This is a genomic window from Stenotrophomonas cyclobalanopsidis, from assembly GCF_008710035.1.
In the GTDB taxonomy this organism is placed as follows: Bacteria; Pseudomonadota; Gammaproteobacteria; order Xanthomonadales; family Xanthomonadaceae; genus Stenotrophomonas; species Stenotrophomonas cyclobalanopsidis.
In genome coordinates this window covers 423832-439512 of the sequence record NZ_VYKI01000001.1, presented here as the reverse complement: position 1 = coordinate 439512, position 15681 = coordinate 423832, and the positions used below count along the sequence as shown (strand labels likewise).

Below are 15681 nucleotides of genomic sequence, written 5' to 3'. Positions count from 1 at the left end.
CTCGACTCTACGGCCTGGGGTTCCGCAACCGCAGGGCGACGATCACCACCACGGCAATTCCCCAGTACACGTAAATGGGCGTATCCCACCCGTCATAGGTGCTGTGCGGGTTGGAGATGAAAGCCAGCGACGCCAGCCACGCGTAGAGCACGCCGGGCGGCCCAGCGTGGGCCCGGCGCTACAGGGCCGTTCAGCGAGCGAATTCCTTCTCGACGTGGGCGTGGACGCTACGGAAAGCGATGTTGGCGGCGTCGATCATCTGCTCGATCTGCGCAGGTGTCAGCGCTACTGCATCCAGCGCCGTGGTAAAGCGGCGCCAGTGCGCCGCCACCCCGCCAGGGTGCCCGGCCAGGTGACGGGCTCCGAACTGATGGTCCAGCCCCAGCGCGGCGGCCATCCGGTAGAGCACGGCGGCCCCGAGACTGGACCCTTCCACCACGTACATCCAGCCCAATGCTTCCGGCAGCGATGCACCGGGCAGCCGGGCATCGGGGTCCTGCGCAGGCAGATCCACGCCCAGATCCTGGAGGTCGGAGCAGACCTGCTGCAGCCGGCGGCGCTCTGGCAGATCGGGCAACAGAGCCATGAGCGTCGGCATGCCGTAGAGCGCATCAACACTGCAATGCAAGCGGTACTGCACTTTCAGGAAACTACCGAAGCGGGCGCGGTCAGCAAAAATGCCTTCGGCCATGATGCGCTTGTCCAGCGCGTCGTGGCTGGCCCGCGTTGCGGCTTTCAGAAGGGCGCTGCGGTTGCGACCGCATGCGTCTGGGGTGTTCATCACGGGACGACGGAAGACATAGATAATGCAGCTTACCTTTCCTTTGCCAGGCTGTCGCAATGATCACCACCGAACCGAGCATGACCAACCTGTTCCTGCAGCTGGGCCTCGAAGAGAGCCCCGAGGCGATCGCCAGCTTCATCAGCAGCCACCAGCTCGACACCGGGGTGGAGGTGGCCGACGCCCCGTTCTGGAGCGATGCGCAGCGTCAGTTCCTTGCCGAATCGCTGCAGGCGGACGCTGCCTGGACGACGGTGGTGGATGAGCTGAACGAAGCGCTGCACCAGGACGCCGTGCAGGCCACCGCGGCGATCTGAATCCTTTGGGCTACAGGCACTCGGTCAGCCCGTCGTAGACGCTGGTCGAGGTGCCGGGCAACGGCACATCAATGGAGTTCCGTGGAGGCACGGCTTCCAGCGCCTGCAGCAGGCTCTCCAGCGGTGTACCCTTTGCCAGCGGCAACGCGCAGGCATAGCTGCGCAGATCGACATCGATGTGTCCGTCGTCCAGCACCGAGCTGTTGCTGCCGGCAAAGGTCCAGGTGCAACCGGCCACCTGGCCACTGGCCCGCTCCACCGCGCAGCGCAGGCGCATGGCCTGCAGGTTGTAATACTCGCCTTCGCAGAAGGTGTCGCCGCAGACGTCATCGAAGCCGGCCACCAGCGCGCGCTCGACGCTGCGGAAGCGCTCCCATCCACTGGCCGGGTCCGGGTAGAGGCGCGCATCGACATAGCGATCAGCGGCGAGGGCAGGCAGGCTGGCCAGGCTCAGAAGCAGACCCATCATCATTCGTGGCGCGCGCATCATCCCTGCCTCCCCTGGTTGCCAGAGCCCTGCAGACACCCCAGCAGACCGTCGAACAGACCCCGGCCCAGGCCAGGGAAGGACGCCTCCACCCCGTCCGGGCCTGACAGCGCCGCATAGAACTGCTCCACCGGCACCCCGGGCAGCAGATCGACCGGACAGACCCAGCGGCCGTTGTCCACCTGCACCTCGCCGGTAACGGGCTGCACGCGCAGCTCGCTGGCGGCGATCACCCAGGCGCATCCGGTCACTACCCCAGCCAGCCGCTGCACGGCGCAGCGCACCTGCATCACCCTGTAATTGCTGTAGTCGCCCTCGCAGATCGTGTCGGCACAGATACGGTCAAACCCATGCATCAATGAGGCTTCCAGGTCGTAGAAGCGGTCCCAGTTCGCTTCACTGGTGGGGAAATCGACCAGGTCGACATGGCTGCCGGCCACCGCCGGCGGGGCGACGGACAGCAGTACGGCAAGGCCACAGCAGCGTATCCAGGTCATGGCGGTGCTCCTCGGGAATGAGGCTCCAGCCTGCGCCGCTGCACGCTCCGCCCCCATCGGGAAACCCCGCTCCAGGGCCTCCTCCGGCGGCCACTACGAAGGTCGGCCCCGCCCTACCCTGCACAGCGCCCGGCAAAGGCATAAAATAGTCAGCTATCCGTCTACATCCCCCACCTGGAGCACACCATGGGTCTGGAACTCGTCTCGCCCGGCAAGAACCCGCCGGAAGAAATCAACGTCATCATCGAGATCCCGAAGGACTCGGAGCCGGTCAAGTACGAAGTGGACAAGGAAACCGGCGCGATCTTCGTCGACCGCATCCTCTCGACCCCGATGCGCTACCCGTGCAACTACGGCTACGTGCCGAGTACCCTGTGTGGCGATGGCGACCCGGCCGACGTGCTGGTGGTGCTGCCGCTGCCGCTGGTGCCGGGTTCGGTCGTGCGCTGCCGTCCGGTCGGCGTGCTGAAGATGAGCGATGAGGCTGGCAGCGACGAGAAGATCCTGGCCGTGCCGGTCTCGAAGATCTTCAGCGGCTACGCCCACGTCGAAGACATCGCCCAGGTGTCCAGCCACTGGCTGGAGCGCATCGGCCACTTCTTCGAGCACTACAAGGACCTGGAAAAGGGCAAGTGGGTCAAGCTGGACGGTTGGGGTGGCGCGGCCGAGGCCAAGCAGATCCTGATCGAGGCGCACCAGCGCCACCTCGACAGCAAGGCCTGAGTCTGAACAGGATCGCTCCGGTGCCATGCGCCGGAGCGATGCCGGTCACGTTTCAACACTGCGGCCCATCACTGTTGGCGCCGTATTAGGTAAATTGCGTCACTTCACACGTCGTCGACGCGCGCCGTCGAGACAGCCAGGGGAATGTGTCGTGCGTATTCTGCTAGTTGGGGATTCAGCCAGCCTGCCGGCTGAGCTGAGCGAGTTCATTGCCGATCTTGGGGAAGAATGGCAGCCGCTGACCGCCGTCGATGGCCACACTGCGATGTCCGCGGTGGCTGCGCAGGGCGTGGATGCGGTGATCGTCTGCCCGCAGCTGCCTGACCTCAATGCAACCACGTTGCTGGGTCAGATCCGCACGCTGCGGCCCGAAACCATCCGTATCGCGCTGGTTGATGCCGAGCATGGCAACCGGCCGCCGCCGGCGCGCCTGATCGGCGTGGCCCACCGCTTCCTGCCGCTGCCGCTGGCGCCGGAAGTGCTGCTGGAAGCGCTGACCAGCCTGGAAGAGCTGCGCGAGGTGCTGGACAGCCCGCGCCTGCGCGATGCCATCGGCCGTATCGAGAAGCTGCCCTCGCCGCCGCACCTGTACCTGAGCCTGACCCAGGCGCTGGAACATGATGACGACACCGACAGTGCCGACGTGGCCAAGCTGGTGGCCGCCGATCCGGCGATCGCGGCCAAGGTGCTGCAACTGTCCAATTCGGCGTTCTTCAGCCAGGGCCGCACGATTGCCGACCTGCGCACCGCGGTGACCCGCCTGGGCCTGGCCACGTTGCGTGACCTGGTGCTGGCCAGCGAGGTGTTCTCCGCACCCACGCTATCCGGTGCAGAACGCAATTCGCTGCAGCAGCGTGCGCTGATGGCTTCGCGCGTGGCCGCGCGTCTGCTGCCCGAATCCAGCGCCGAGCTGGGTGCGACCGCCGCCCTGCTGGCCGATATCGGCCTGCTGCTGCCGGGCGTGCGCAACGAGCGCAGCGAACCGGCGCTGGCCGACGATCCGCGCCCCGGCCATGCCGAGGCCGGCGCCTACCTGCTGGGTCTGTGGGGCCTGCCGATGCCGATCATTGAAGCGGTGGCCTTCCACCTCCAACCGCAGCGCGCCAACACGCGCAGCTTCTGGGTGACCGGTGCAGTGCATGTGGCGCTGGCGCTGGTCAACGGCGACCCGGTGGACGAGGACTACCTGCAGCGTGCCGGCGTGCTGAACAAGCTGCCGCAGTGGCGTGAGCATGCCAACAGCCTGATGGGGCTGGTACCGACCGAGGCCTGAGCCACACGGCGCCGGCAAGGAACGAGTGGCAGGCCGCGAGGCCTGCCTTTTTTTATGGGCGACCGCCACGCGGCAGGCGCCGCGCAAAGAAAGAGGGCGGACCTTGCGGTCCGCCCTCCTGTGTTGCGTGTTGCGACGCTTCGATGGATCAGAAGCGCTGGGTGTACTTCATGTACAGGAAGCGACCCACGTCGAAGCCACCGTAGTAGGCGAACGCCGAGTTCGGGGCCGAGTACATCAGCGGACCACGGTGATCGAACACGTTGTTGGCGCCCAGGGCGATGGTGGCATCCCACGGAGCCTTGTAGCTGACCTGCAGGTCGTGGAAGGTGTTCGAACCGGTGTGACGCAGCGGATCGGTTTCGCCGTTGGAGTAGTGGTTCGGGGCATCGCACCAGCCATCAGCCAGGCTGATGCAGTTTTCCTTCATGCCCGAGTAGTAACGCGCGGTCCAGTTGACACCGAAATCACCGTACTGCCAGTTCACGCCCAGGTTCGAACGGACGCGGAACAGGCCCGGCTCGCTGACGCGACCGATGGTGATGGTGTCACCAGCGCTGTTCTGGCCTTCTTCGTCGTACTTGGCGGTGTAGCTGGTCTGCCAGTCGATCGAGAACTGACCGATGGCCAGTTCCGGCAGACGGTACTTGACGCCCAGGTCGTAACCTTCGGTTTCCATCTTGCCGAGGTTGGCGGTGCCGTAGGTGATGGCGGTGATGTGGCCATCGTCGCCGCGCACGACGCTGTCGCAACGCGAGGAGTTACCCAGCACGTAGCAGTCGCGCAGGATGCGGTCGACGCTGTCGGCGATGATCATGTCGCTGATCTGGTACTTGTACCAATCCAGCGAGATGTCCAGGCCCTGCACCCACTGCGGGCTCCACACGATACCGGCGGTGGTGCTCTTGGAGGTTTCCGGCTTCAGGTTCGGGTTGGCACCCGAGATGAACTGGTCCGGCGACTGGCACGGCAGGGTCGAGCACGGGACGTTGCCCTGGCCCAGCTGCACGTAGTTGGCCGGTGCACCTGCGGCGAGGCAGGCTGCGTTGCCTGCGACGCTGCCCGGGGCGCCAACGCCGCACGGATCGACGTAGGACTCGAAGCTCGAGCTCAGGCCACCGTACAGATTGTCGATGGTCGGGGCGCGGAAGCCTTCAGCGCGGGTCGCGCGGACCAGCAGGCCTTCGATCGGACGCCAGGTCAGACCGAACTTGCTGTTGGTGGTGCCACCGAAGTTGCTGTAGTCCGAATAACGGCTGGCAACGTTCAGGGTCAGTTCCTTGGCGAAGGCCACGTCAGCGAGCAGCGGCACGTTCAGTTCGAGGTAGACCTCGTTCAGATCGTATTCGCCGCGGGTCGGCTTCTGGCCCAGGCCGGTGGACTGGCCCGACTGCGCGAAGGCGTCCGGCACGAAGGTGCCTTCTTCCTTGCGGTGCTCGACGCCCATCGCGAAGCCCAGATCACCGGCCGGCAGGGTCACGATGGAACCGGCCAGGTTGGCGGTGAAGCTAGTGGTCTTGGTGACGCCACGGGTGGTGAAGGTCGGGAACAGGAAGTCCTGCAGCTCCTGGTTCGCCAGCGAACCCTGGCCGTCAACGCCGTACGGCAGCAGCGGGTTCCACGGGCGGCAGTCACCCAGCGCGATCGGGTCGGCAGCGGTACCGCACTGTGCCACGCCGTTGGCGTTGATGAAGGACGAACCGAGCGCCTGGTTGGCGGCGATCAGGCTCATGTCACCGCGGTTGGTCTTGATCGACTCGTTGCGGTTCCACAGGGCACCGACGTCCCAATCGAAGGTCTTGCCAGCGACGTCGAAGAAGCCGCTGACGGTCGGCGCGAAGCGCAGGGTCTTCAGCTGGCTTTCGGTGGTGCGCGGCACTTCCCACAGACGGCGACGGAAGTCGACGTTCTGGCCAACCGGGTTGAAGGCGCTGTCAGCCGACAGCGGGGTGTCGAAGGACTGCGACTGGTACGGGTAGCCGGCGATCTGCTGGAACGTCTGACGCTCGTTGTAGAGCAGGTCGGTGTTCAGGCTGATCGAATCGGTGAAGTCGTAGGTGCCGTTGACGTAGACCGACTTGCGCTTGACGCCGGTCAGCAGGGTCATCTGCTGGTTGGCGTTCGAGTACTCATCCTGGGTCAGGGTGTGGTAATCGGCCGGGTTGTTCGGATTGCCACCTGCATTGAGCGTCTGCCAGACCGGGCTCTTCGCACAGTCGTAGACAACCGGGTTGCACCAGGTGCTGTTCTGGCTGATCGGGCTCCACTGGGCCGAAGTCGAGTTCGGACCACGCGAACCGTCGCGGCTGAACCAGCGGTCCTTTGCCCACACCGGATCTTCGTTGGAGTACTCGGCCGACAGGGTCAGGCTGCCGCGCTCACCACGGGCACCCAGGGTCATCGAGTACTGCTCGGTGCTGCCGTCGCCCTTGCCGTACTGGCCGACGTAGACGTTGGCTTCGCCGCCGTCGAAGTTCTTGCGGGTGATCACGTTCACGACGCCGGCAATGGCGTCCGAACCGTAGATCGAGGACGCGCCGTCCTTCAGGATCTCAATGCGCTCAACGGCCGACATCGGGATCTGGCTCAGATCCTGGTAACCGGCAGTGGTGGCGCCCAGGCGCTTGCCGTTCATCAGCACCAGGGTGCGCTGTGCGCCCAGGTTGCGGATGTCGACGTAGTAGCCGCCGACGTTCTCGCCCGAAGCCAGGGACTCCGAACGCGAAATGGCCGGCGAACCAGCCGAAGTCATGTTGTTCAGCACGTCAGCGACGCTCGAGAAGCCCTGCTTTTCCAGGCTTTCACGGGTCATCGTCAGGATCGGCTGCTGGGTCTCCATGGCGGCGCCGCGGATGCGCGAACCGGTGACCGAAATACGATCGAGGTCGGTGGTGCCAGAGGCCGCTTCCTGAGCGGAAGCAAACGCAGGCGTCAGCGCCAGCGCAATGCCGGCCGGCAGGAGGCCGAGCCGCACTGCGGGATTACGGAAGTTCATCAATCTCTCCAAGGTACGTGTTAGCAGCGTGTTAAAACACCCCAGCACGTTACGATTGCGTTGCAGCGCTGTATTTGCGCGACACACCCGGAGACTTTGCCGATTGTGGCGGAAGCTTCGCGCCGTTTTCACGAAAACGCGAAGCGGAGGTGCCATAGCGCGCACGGAAGGCACGGGCGAAGCTGCAGCAGTTGTCGAAGCCACTGGCCGCGGCCACTTCACCGACCATCATGTCGGTGTCGCGCAGCAGATCCGCCGCACGCTCCAGCCGCAGGCGCGCCGACAGCGACTGCGGGCTTTCCTCGTACAGGCTCTGGAAGGTCTTGGAGAGATACCAGCTGGAGAAGTTGGTCAGCTCGGCGAGCTCGCCGATGCGCACCACGCGGTGGCTGTTGCCTTCCAGGTACAGGCGGGCGCGCTGCATGCGGCCGAACACCTGGCGCTTGCGGCTGCGCGAGCGACCGGGGCAGCGTTGCACGTTGTCGGCCAGGGTGCGCTGCAGGCCGGCGAGGTGCAGCAGCAGTGGACGCAGCGACGGCGCCGGCAGGCCATTGGCAAGCGCCTCACGCCATAGGCGCAGGCCGATACGGGCGTCGCTGCGGCTCATCCGGCCACGGCCGGCGTACAGGCCGCAATCGGCCATCTCAGCCAGCACCCGCAGCGCCTCGGGGTTCAGGCTCAGGCCGACGCACAGGCCATTGCGGCCGGCCTGTACGAGCGGGCGTGATTCTTTCTCGAACGCGATCCACTCACCCTGGCGCAGCCGGAACCGGCCTTCCTTGGCTTCCACCCAGGAGGTGCCGCGCACCTGCATCCACACGGTGAAGTTGATGCCGGCGGTCTGCAGGCTGCCCAGGCGGGCAACACCCAGACAGGTCGGGGCTGCATCGTCGACGGCCTTGTCGAGGAACACGGTTTGGCCGCGATCGGCCAGAGAGAGTTGACGCATGTGGGCACCACGGATTTGCCAAGTACAGGACTCCGTTTTGCCCAATCAGGTGCTTCCGCGTCAGGAAAGTCTGACGAGATCGCCACGAATTCGCGACGATGACGCCACGAAAAAGTTACGAAGGCCCGTTTTGCTTGAATATCAACCACTTGCTGAAGGCAGGAAACAGCATCGGCGTATGCTTCGGGAGGTGCATCACGCCAATGTCGGCACCGTCACTGACCGCCAAGGCAAGGTACAGATCGTTTCCATCGGCGCTGGCGCTCAAGCCATTGCTGGCACTCAGCCGTTCGGCGTCCAGGCAGCGCTCAGGCTCCGGCTCCTCCTCCGCACCCCGCATGCGCACCAGGGTAGTAGCGCAGGCATTGCTGGTGCCCAGGTAGTCGATGCCACCCTGCCCGGCCAAGGTCCACGTCCGGTAGCGCCAGCGGCTGGGCCGGTCCTGGCTGATCTGCCGTACGCTGGCTGCATCCAACGCCGCATCGATTGTCCACAGGCCACTGGCGGCCAAGCGGGTGAATACAATACGCCCGGCACTGCGATCAAAGCGCGCCTGCGACACGCCCTCCACGCTGGCCAAGCGCTTCCAGGGCTCACTGCTACGGTCGAACAGGCTCAAGCGCGTGCGCTGGTCAGCATCGCGCTCCAGCACCAGCAGCTGGTCCGGCGTCGCACCGTACAGCACCTGCAGGGGCTGCTGGACCGGTACCGGCAGCCGCTGCAGCTGCTCATCGCGCGGTGCGATCTCGTAGACCACGGCCTCACCGTGCTCGTCGCGCCCGACCACCAGCACCCGCCGACTGTCCTCGGACCAGTCCGGCGCCTGCCGACCTTCCGGTCGCAGCCCCTCGATCGGCCGCAACGAATCGGGCCGCTGCAGGTCGGCCCACCACAGCGCGAAGCTGCCGGATCGGTCGGAACTGAAGACCAGCTGGTGGCCATCGGGGGCCAGCATCGGCTGGGCGTCACGACCACTGGAGGCGAACAGGCGCTCGCTGGCACCGGCCGCCGACATCCTGAACACGCCGAACTGGGCGCGCCGGTGCACGAAGGCCAGCATGTCGCCGCGGCGCGACACCGCCGGCCACTGCGCATCATCCAGGCCGGCGTCACGCAGGGTGCGCCGTGCCACGTCCAGGTAGTACAGACGGGCTTCGCTGTCGACGCGGCGGCCGAACACGATGGTGCGGCCATCGCCGAGCCAGGCCCAGCCACGCAGCTCGGCCGATTCATTGGTCAGCTGCTCGGGCGTGCCGCCCGTGGCCGGCACGCGCCACAGATCGCCCAGCTGAGGATTGCGCACGAACACCAGCCACTGGCCATCGGGCGAATAGCGCGGCGCATAGTCGAAATCGTCCTCATCCACCGCGTAGTCGATCGCCCGCCACTGCCCGGTGGGCAGATCCAGCACACGGATGCCGCGATGGGCGAAGCGGCCGACCATGCTGCCAAACACCAGGCCACGACCATCCGGCGTCCAGTCGAAGCTCAACAGTTCGGTGCCATCGCAGCGCGTGGCCTGGCGCAGTGCGCCGCCGGTGGCACTGGCCACCAGCACCTGGCAGCTGCCGTTGGCACCAAAGCGTGCAAAGGCGATCTCTCGGCCATCCGGTGACCAGCTCGGGAAACGATCGTTGGCGCCTTCTGGCGGCGACACCAACTGGCGTGCCGGTGCATTGCCGGAGGTCTGCACCTTGATTGCGTTCCCGCCCTTGCCGTCCTCGTTCGCGCCTTCATAGGCAACCTGCGAACCGTCCGGCGACAACGTGGGATAGGTCTCGAATCCGGCGGTCGCGGTGATCAGGCGATACGGGCGTTCGGGGCTGCCGATCACGCGGGTGCCATCTTCCACCGCCGCATCCACCGGCGAGCTCACCGGCGACGGACGCCGCACCAGCAACCCCGTCAACACCAGCAACGCGAGCAGCATCGCCACGCCCAGCGCCAGCAGCAGGCGACGACGCCAGTAACGCCAGCGACGGCGCGCCGCCGCGTTCGCTGCCGGTTGCGGCGCTGCCACGGATTCATCAGCGGCGAGTGCTTCGGGAGATGCTGCATCCTCCGCACCCTCAGGCGCGGCATCTGACAGCACCTGCACCGGCACCAGCAACCGATAGCCGGTCTTGGCGATGGTTTCGATGTAGGTCTGGCCGTTGTCCTGGTCGGTGCTGAACGCCTTGCGCAACTGCGTCACGGCCTGGGTCAGCACATCATTGGTCGGCAGCGTATCCGGCCACACTTCGGCGAACAGTTCTTCGCGGGTGACCACGCGACCCGGTTGCCGCAGCAGCACGCGCAGCACGCCCAGCGCTTTCGGCGTGAGCCGGCGCGGGCGACGCGCACCCACGACGTCAACCTCGCGCGAGGACAACGTCACGGTGCAATCGCCGATCCTTATGCGGTCGGCTTCAGGCGGCTGGGTTTCGCTGGTCATGTGTTGCTAAAGGTCTGAAACGGGCCACGGAGGCAACTGCCAATCGACACGATTCCGTCCGAGGCACAGCGAGAAGCCAGATTCCGCAAAAAGCATCGGCGCATACCGCAAAAAAAACGAAGCGCGAGAATATTAGCCTATGCAAGTTACCTCGCCTATGCGTGGTCGACATCAGGCTCTCTCTCGCCGACGCATTTACATAAGCAGCAACATCATTCGCGCCCCTTTGGGCGCGAAATTTTTATCTGGGGTTCATTTTCAGAGACGCCGGATCATGGTCAATCCGACCAGCCGCGAAACCACCAGAGCGACGTACATAACGCCGGAAAACTGCTCCAGCATGACCAATGCGCGCGCCTGTGGATGCAGCGGAACCACGTCGCTGAGCCCCACCCCGGACAGCAAGCTGAAGCTCAGATAAAGCAGCTCCATCCAGGTGCGCTGTGGACCCTGTCCACTGCCCTGGAAACTGCCCGGATACCACTGCTGGCAGACCGCGAATGCGAACGCGAATCCCCACGCGAGCAACGTGAACGTAGCACCAACGGCAAACAGTTCATCGCGGGTGACCTTATGGTCCTGCAGCATGTAGGCGATCAGCGCACCTGCCGTATAGAAATACAGCAGGCTTTCCAGCAGCTGCGCCGTGGCTCCGAGCGCGGGTCGGTCCAGCAGTGCCGCGGCAATGGAAAACACCACCGACGGAATGGCCAGCAGCAGCGCCAGCCACGTTCCCAGCGGGCTGCGCTGCACCACCCACAGCGCAAGCCCCAGCACCGCCATGCCGAACACACCCAACGCGGCGCGCCCGCCTGCGGTGTCATCCAGTGCCGGATACAACATCACCGCGACCAGCTGTGCGCCCAGCAGCCAGGCCGATGGATGACGGCGGGCGATGGCCAGCCAGCGGGTGGTGATGGCAACGGGCATGGCGTCCTTCCCCTGGGTGATGGCGCGAGGATAGCCGGTGCGGCGTGGATGCGTGGTGGTAGCGCCGGGCCATGCCCAGCGGTTGCCACAGACCGCTGCGCTGGCCGGGCATGGCCCGGCCCTACCGTTGCCGACCGACGGACGGTCGTTACCGCTGCCACCCCGCTTCGGCATGGTCACGCACATCCTGGGTGATCTTCATCGAGCAGAAGTTCGGACCGCACATCGAACAGAAGTGCGCCTGCTTGTGCGCATCCTTCGGCAACGTCTCGTCATGGAACGCCTTGGCTTTTTCCGGATCCAGGCCGAGGTGGAACTGGTCTTCCCAGCGGAACTCGAAGCGCGCCTTGCTCAGTGCATTATCGCGCACCTGTGCACCCGGATGGCCCTTGGCCAGGTCTGCCGCATGCGCGGCGATGCGGTAGGCCATGATGCCGTCGCGCACGTCCTGGCGGTTGGGCAGGCCCAGGTGTTCCTTCGGCGTGACGTAGCAGAGCATCGCCGTACCGAACCAACCGATCATCGCCGCACCGATGGCACTGGTGATGTGGTCGTAGCCCGGTGCGATGTCGGTGGTCAGCGGCCCGAGCGTGTAGAACGGCGCTTCGCCGCACTCGTGCAGCTGCTTGTCCATGTTTTCCTTGATCAGCTGCATCGGCACATGGCCGGGGCCTTCGATCATCGTCTGCACGTCGTGCTTCCAGGCGATCCTGGTGAGTTCGCCCAGCGTTTCCAGCTCACCGAACTGCGCCGCGTCGTTGGCATCGGCGATGCAGCCCGGGCGCAGTCCATCGCCCAGCGAGAAGGTCACGTCGTAGGCCTTCATGATGTTGCAGATGTCTTCGAAATGGGTATAGAGGAAATTTTCCTTGCGGTGCGCCAGACACCACTTCGCCATGATCGAGCCGCCGCGGCTGACGATGCCGGTTACCCGCTTGGCGGTGAGCGGCACGTAGCGCAGCAGCACGCCTGCATGGATCGTGAAATAGTCCACGCCCTGCTCGGCCTGTTCGATCAGCGTGTCGCGGAAGATTTCCCAGGTCAGCGCTTCGGCGCGGCCGTCGACCTTCTCCAGCGCCTGGTAGATCGGCACGGTGCCGATCGCCACCGGCGAATTGCGGATGATCCACTCGCGCGTTTCGTGGATGTGCTTGCCGGTGGACAGGTCCATCACCGTGTCGCCGCCCCAGCGGATGGCCCACACCAGCTTCTCCACTTCCTCGGCGATGCCCGAGGACACCGCGCTGTTGCCGATGTTGGCATTGATCTTGGTGAGGAAATTGCGGCCGATGATCATCGGCTCGCTTTCCGGATGGTTGATGTTGTTGGGCAGCACCGCGCGCCCGCGGGCGATTTCATCGCGCACGAATTCGGAGGTGACCATGCTCTGGATGGCGGCGCCGAACGACTGCCCCGGATGCTGCTGGAGCAGCGCCGCATCGCGGATCGCTTCGAGCCGCTGGTTCTCGCGGATGGCGACGAACTCCATTTCCGGGGTGATGATGCCGCGCCGTGCGTAATGCATCTGGGTAACGTTGGCACCGACACGCGCGCGCCGTGGCAGGCCGCGCGCGGGAAAACGCACGGGGTCGAGCTTCGCATCGTGTTCGCGGTCGCGACCGAACGCTGAGCTCAGGCCGTCGAGCTGTTCGGTGTCGCCCCGCTCCTCAACCCAGCCGCGGCGCAGCGCCGGCAGGCCTGCGGAGAGATCGATCCGCACCCCCGGATCGGTGTAGGGGCCGGAGGTGTCGTACACCGTGACCGGCGCGTTCTCACCGCCGCCGAACAACGCGGGTGTGCGGGACAGCACGATTTCGCGCATGGGCACGCGCAGGTCGGGGCGCGAGCCCGGCACATGGATCTTGCGCGAACCGGGAATCGGCTGGGTCACCGAGGCGGAGAGTTGCTGGGCCTGCTGCTGCAGGGCGGAGAGCTGTGCGTTCATCGGGCATCGTCCAGGAAAGGTCAGGGACGAAGCGGCGGCGCACTGCGCACCGCCCCCGGACGGTCCTTGGGCGGACTCCGGGCACGGCAGCATTGCAAAGCTTCCCTACGCCGGTATGAGCCGGATCAGGTTCCAAGGGACTATCTCAACCGCGACCACCAGGCCGCGGTACCCCCGCTTCTTGCCGCGCATTAGAGCACAGAGCGCTCATCGTTAACGGAACGATGACATTCCGTTCAGTAACGTGATGCAGTGCCGCATGCGCGGCCCTCGCTGCAAGCTCAGGCTCGCTCTCCTCAATCCTTGATCGGAGAAGCTCCTTCATGGTGTTTCGCGTTTCCATCGCACTGGTCCTGCTGCTGGTGCTGCTTGCCGGTATCGCACCTGGCCCCTTCAACAGCGTCGTGCAGAGCATCCTCGGCGAACTCATCCGCGGCATCGGCTGGCTCTACCTGCTGGTCGTGTTCCTCGCGCTGGTGTTCCTGATGTACCTGGCGTTCGGCCGTTTCGGCAACCTGCGCATTGGTGGAGAAGACGCCGAACCCGAATTCTCGCGTGCCAGCTGGATGTCGATGCTGTTCGCTGCCGGCATGGGCATCGGCCTCGTGTTCTGGGGCGCGGCCGAACCCATCTCGCATTTCAGCAAGCCACCAGAAGGGATTGAACCGCAGAGCATGGACGCCGCACGCGCCGCCATGCGCTACGTGTTCTTCCACTGGGGACTGCATCCGTGGGCGATCTATGCACTGATCGGCCTGGCGATGGCGTGGTTCCAGTTCAACCGCAATGGCCGCGGCCTGGTCAGTGACATGCTGCAGCCGATCATCGGTCGTCATCATCGCGGCTGGATCGGCACGGTGGTCAACGTCGCGGCCGTGGTCGCCACCGCGATCGGTGTCGCCACCACGCTGGGCTTCGGCACCATCCAGATCGGCGCCGGCGTAGAGCGCATTTTCGGCCTGCATGCCGGCGTGCCACTGCAGCTGACCATCATCGCAGTGGCCTTCGTGCTGTACATGGCGTCCACGCTGAGCGGCGTGGACAAGGGAATCAAGTGGCTGTCCAACTTCAACCTGGCACTGGCAGCGCTGCTGCTGGCGCTGGTGCTGGTGCTCGGTCCGACCGGCGCGATCTTCAACACCTTCACCACCACGCTGGGCTCCTACCTCAACCAGCTGGTGACGATGAGCCTGCGCATGTCGCCGTTCTCGTCGAGCACGTGGGTGGCCGACTGGACGATCTTCTACTGGGCGTGGTGGATTTCCTGGGCACCGTTCGTGGGTTCGTTCATCGCCCGCATCTCGCGCGGCCGCAGCGTGCGCGAGTTCGTGGTGGGCGTGGTGCTGGCACCGACGCTGCTGGGCTTCTTCTGGTTCTCGGTGTTCGGCGGCACGGCCATCTGGTCGCAGATCTTCGGCCACGCCGATCTGGTGCAGGCGCTGGGCAATGGCTACGAGACGGTGCTGTTCACCCTGTTCGACAGCATGCCGATGCCCTTGCTGCTGTCGTGCATCGCGCTGGTGCTGCTGATGATTTTCTTCGTGACCTCGGCCGATTCGGCGGTGCTGGTGCTGGCCAGCATGTCGACCGACGAAGCGGGCGATCCGCCGCTGAAGCGCAAGCTGGCCTGGGGCGTGGGCATCGCGCTGATTGCCGGTGCGCTGCTGCTGGCCGGCGGCCTGGATGCGCTGCAGGGGATGATCACGATCTCGGCGCTTCCGTTCGCGCTGCTGATGGTGCTGGTGATGGTGTCGCTGTACCGGGTACTGGATGAGGAGTACACGCGGGAGCGCCGGCAGGCGCTGCGGCAGCGGCACATGATCGATGCGTGGATTGCGCGGGAGATGGCGGCGCAGGAGGAGACGCAGGCGGAGGCGGCGCGGGCGCAGGATCAGGGTTGAGGGTGTTTTTGCAGGGCTTGCAGCCCTGCACCTGCTCAATGCAACGGCAATTGCAACTGCAGAAGCAGCTCTGGGTTGCTGCTGGTTTGGCGGGGAGGGGACCGCTGCCGGGACACGCCGCAAGTACGTCCCTGTAGGCTCGGCCACGGCATCCATGCCGTGGACGGTCCCGCCAGCGGTCCCCTCCCCGCCTCCGACAATTTCCCGGTGACGGCAGTAAATCCACGCCATGCGTGGATGAGGTGTGTCGGAAAACAAGAAGGGGTCGGATCCGTTTTCCTGCGGAAAACGGATCCGACCCCACCCAAAGCGCGCGGCTGTTGCTGTTGCTGTTGCCGTTGCTCTTGCTCTTCTTTTTTCTTTTCCTGCGGTGATGGCCACGGAAACTGTCCCTGGCCGGGCGGGTGGGTTGGCTGGGGGCGTGAGCCGCATGGGCCCGAGGCATGCCT

Annotated in this window: 12 protein-coding genes and 1 riboswitch; of the genes, 4 read left to right on the top strand and 8 right to left on the bottom strand. The window is 65.3% G+C overall.

All coding sequences use genetic code 11. The features are described from left to right. Positions 1–190 precede the first annotated feature (190 nt). Positions 191–781, bottom strand: a complete 591-nt coding sequence (locus FJU31_RS01800; protein WP_150453249.1) for a biliverdin-producing heme oxygenase — start codon at positions 779–781, stop codon at positions 191–193. 59 nt (positions 782–840) lie between these two features. Between FJU31_RS01800 and FJU31_RS01795 the strand changes: the two genes are divergently transcribed. Beyond that, entirely contained in the window at positions 841–1098 is a 258-nt protein-coding gene (locus FJU31_RS01795; protein ID WP_150453248.1) for a DUF2789 domain-containing protein, read from the top strand. A 10-nt stretch (positions 1099–1108) separates the two neighbouring features. Here FJU31_RS01795 and FJU31_RS01790 read toward each other — a convergent pair whose 3' ends face one another. Both FJU31_RS01790 and FJU31_RS01785 read right to left on the bottom strand, forming a co-directional pair. After that, positions 1109–1564: a hypothetical protein gene (locus FJU31_RS01790; protein ID WP_246161180.1), complete on the bottom strand. Its 456-nt coding sequence runs from the start codon at positions 1562–1564 to the stop codon at positions 1109–1111. A 20-nt stretch (positions 1565–1584) separates the two neighbouring features. Beyond that, on the bottom strand, positions 1585–2082 hold the full coding sequence (locus tag FJU31_RS01785) for a hypothetical protein (RefSeq protein WP_150453246.1): 498 nt from the start codon (positions 2080–2082) through the stop codon (positions 1585–1587). Between the two features lie 186 nt (positions 2083–2268). On the opposite strand from FJU31_RS01785, the gene ppa reads away from it, so the two are divergent. Continuing rightward, positions 2269–2805: an inorganic diphosphatase gene (gene ppa, locus FJU31_RS01780; RefSeq protein WP_005410935.1), complete on the top strand. Its 537-nt coding sequence runs from the start codon at positions 2269–2271 to the stop codon at positions 2803–2805. Between the two features lie 151 nt (positions 2806–2956). Beyond that, positions 2957–4078, top strand: coding sequence for an HDOD domain-containing protein (locus FJU31_RS01775; RefSeq protein ID WP_150453245.1), 1122 nt, complete (start codon positions 2957–2959; stop codon positions 4076–4078). Positions 4079–4226: 148 nt separating this feature from the next. Here FJU31_RS01775 and FJU31_RS01770 read toward each other — a convergent pair whose 3' ends face one another. From FJU31_RS01770 to thiC, 5 genes are all read right to left on the bottom strand, one after another. Next, positions 4227–7073: a TonB-dependent receptor gene (locus FJU31_RS01770; protein WP_150453244.1), complete on the bottom strand. Its 2847-nt coding sequence runs from the start codon at positions 7071–7073 to the stop codon at positions 4227–4229. 49 nt (positions 7074–7122) lie between these two features. Continuing rightward, entirely contained in the window at positions 7123–8022 is a 900-nt protein-coding gene (locus tag FJU31_RS01765) for a helix-turn-helix domain-containing protein (protein WP_150453243.1), read from the bottom strand. 115 nt (positions 8023–8137) lie between these two features. After that, a complete protein-coding gene (locus FJU31_RS01760; protein WP_150453242.1) occupies positions 8138–10456 on the bottom strand; it encodes a winged helix-turn-helix domain-containing protein in 2319 nt (772 codons plus the stop codon). Positions 10457–10714: 258 nt separating this feature from the next. Beyond that, complete coding sequence (locus FJU31_RS01755; RefSeq protein ID WP_150453241.1) at positions 10715–11386, bottom strand: ion channel; 672 nt, start codon at positions 11384–11386, stop codon at positions 10715–10717. A gap of 148 nt (positions 11387–11534) precedes the next feature. Then, entirely contained in the window at positions 11535–13331 is a 1797-nt protein-coding gene (gene thiC, locus FJU31_RS01750) for a phosphomethylpyrimidine synthase ThiC (protein WP_150453240.1), read from the bottom strand. Between the two features lie 84 nt (positions 13332–13415). Beyond that, a riboswitch (TPP riboswitch) is annotated at positions 13416–13517 on the bottom strand. 137 nt (positions 13518–13654) lie between these two features. On the opposite strand from thiC, the gene FJU31_RS01745 reads away from it, so the two are divergent. Continuing rightward, the gene (locus FJU31_RS01745) at positions 13655–15232 is read left to right on the top strand and encodes a BCCT family transporter (protein WP_150453239.1); all 1578 of its coding nucleotides are present in this window, start codon (positions 13655–13657) and stop codon (positions 15230–15232) included. Positions 15233–15681 lie beyond the last annotated feature (449 nt).

Excerpts from the sequence above, each read along its gene's own strand:
- FJU31_RS01790 (WP_246161180.1), bottom strand. The coding sequence starts at position 1,564 with ATGGGTCTGCTTCTGAGCCTGGCCAGCCTGCCTGCCCTCGCCGCTGAT.
- FJU31_RS01760 (WP_150453242.1), bottom strand. The coding sequence starts at position 10,456 with ATGACCAGCGAAACCCAGCCGCCTGAAGCCGACCGCATAAGGATCGGC.
- FJU31_RS01755 (WP_150453241.1), bottom strand. The coding sequence starts at position 11,386 with ATGCCCGTTGCCATCACCACCCGCTGGCTGGCCATCGCCCGCCGTCAT.
- FJU31_RS01745 (WP_150453239.1), top strand. The coding sequence starts at position 13,655 with ATGGTGTTTCGCGTTTCCATCGCACTGGTCCTGCTGCTGGTGCTGCTT.
- thiC (WP_150453240.1), bottom strand. The coding sequence starts at position 13,331 with ATGAACGCACAGCTCTCCGCCCTGCAGCAGCAGGCCCAGCAACTCTCC.
- FJU31_RS01800 (WP_150453249.1), bottom strand. The coding sequence starts at position 781 with ATGAACACCCCAGACGCATGCGGTCGCAACCGCAGCGCCCTTCTGAAA.
- FJU31_RS01785 (WP_150453246.1), bottom strand. The coding sequence starts at position 2,082 with ATGACCTGGATACGCTGCTGTGGCCTTGCCGTACTGCTGTCCGTCGCC.
- ppa (WP_005410935.1), top strand. The coding sequence starts at position 2,269 with ATGGGTCTGGAACTCGTCTCGCCCGGCAAGAACCCGCCGGAAGAAATC.
- FJU31_RS01770 (WP_150453244.1), bottom strand. The coding sequence starts at position 7,073 with ATGAACTTCCGTAATCCCGCAGTGCGGCTCGGCCTCCTGCCGGCCGGC.
- FJU31_RS01795 (WP_150453248.1), top strand. The coding sequence starts at position 841 with ATGATCACCACCGAACCGAGCATGACCAACCTGTTCCTGCAGCTGGGC.
- FJU31_RS01765 (WP_150453243.1), bottom strand. The coding sequence starts at position 8,022 with ATGCGTCAACTCTCTCTGGCCGATCGCGGCCAAACCGTGTTCCTCGAC.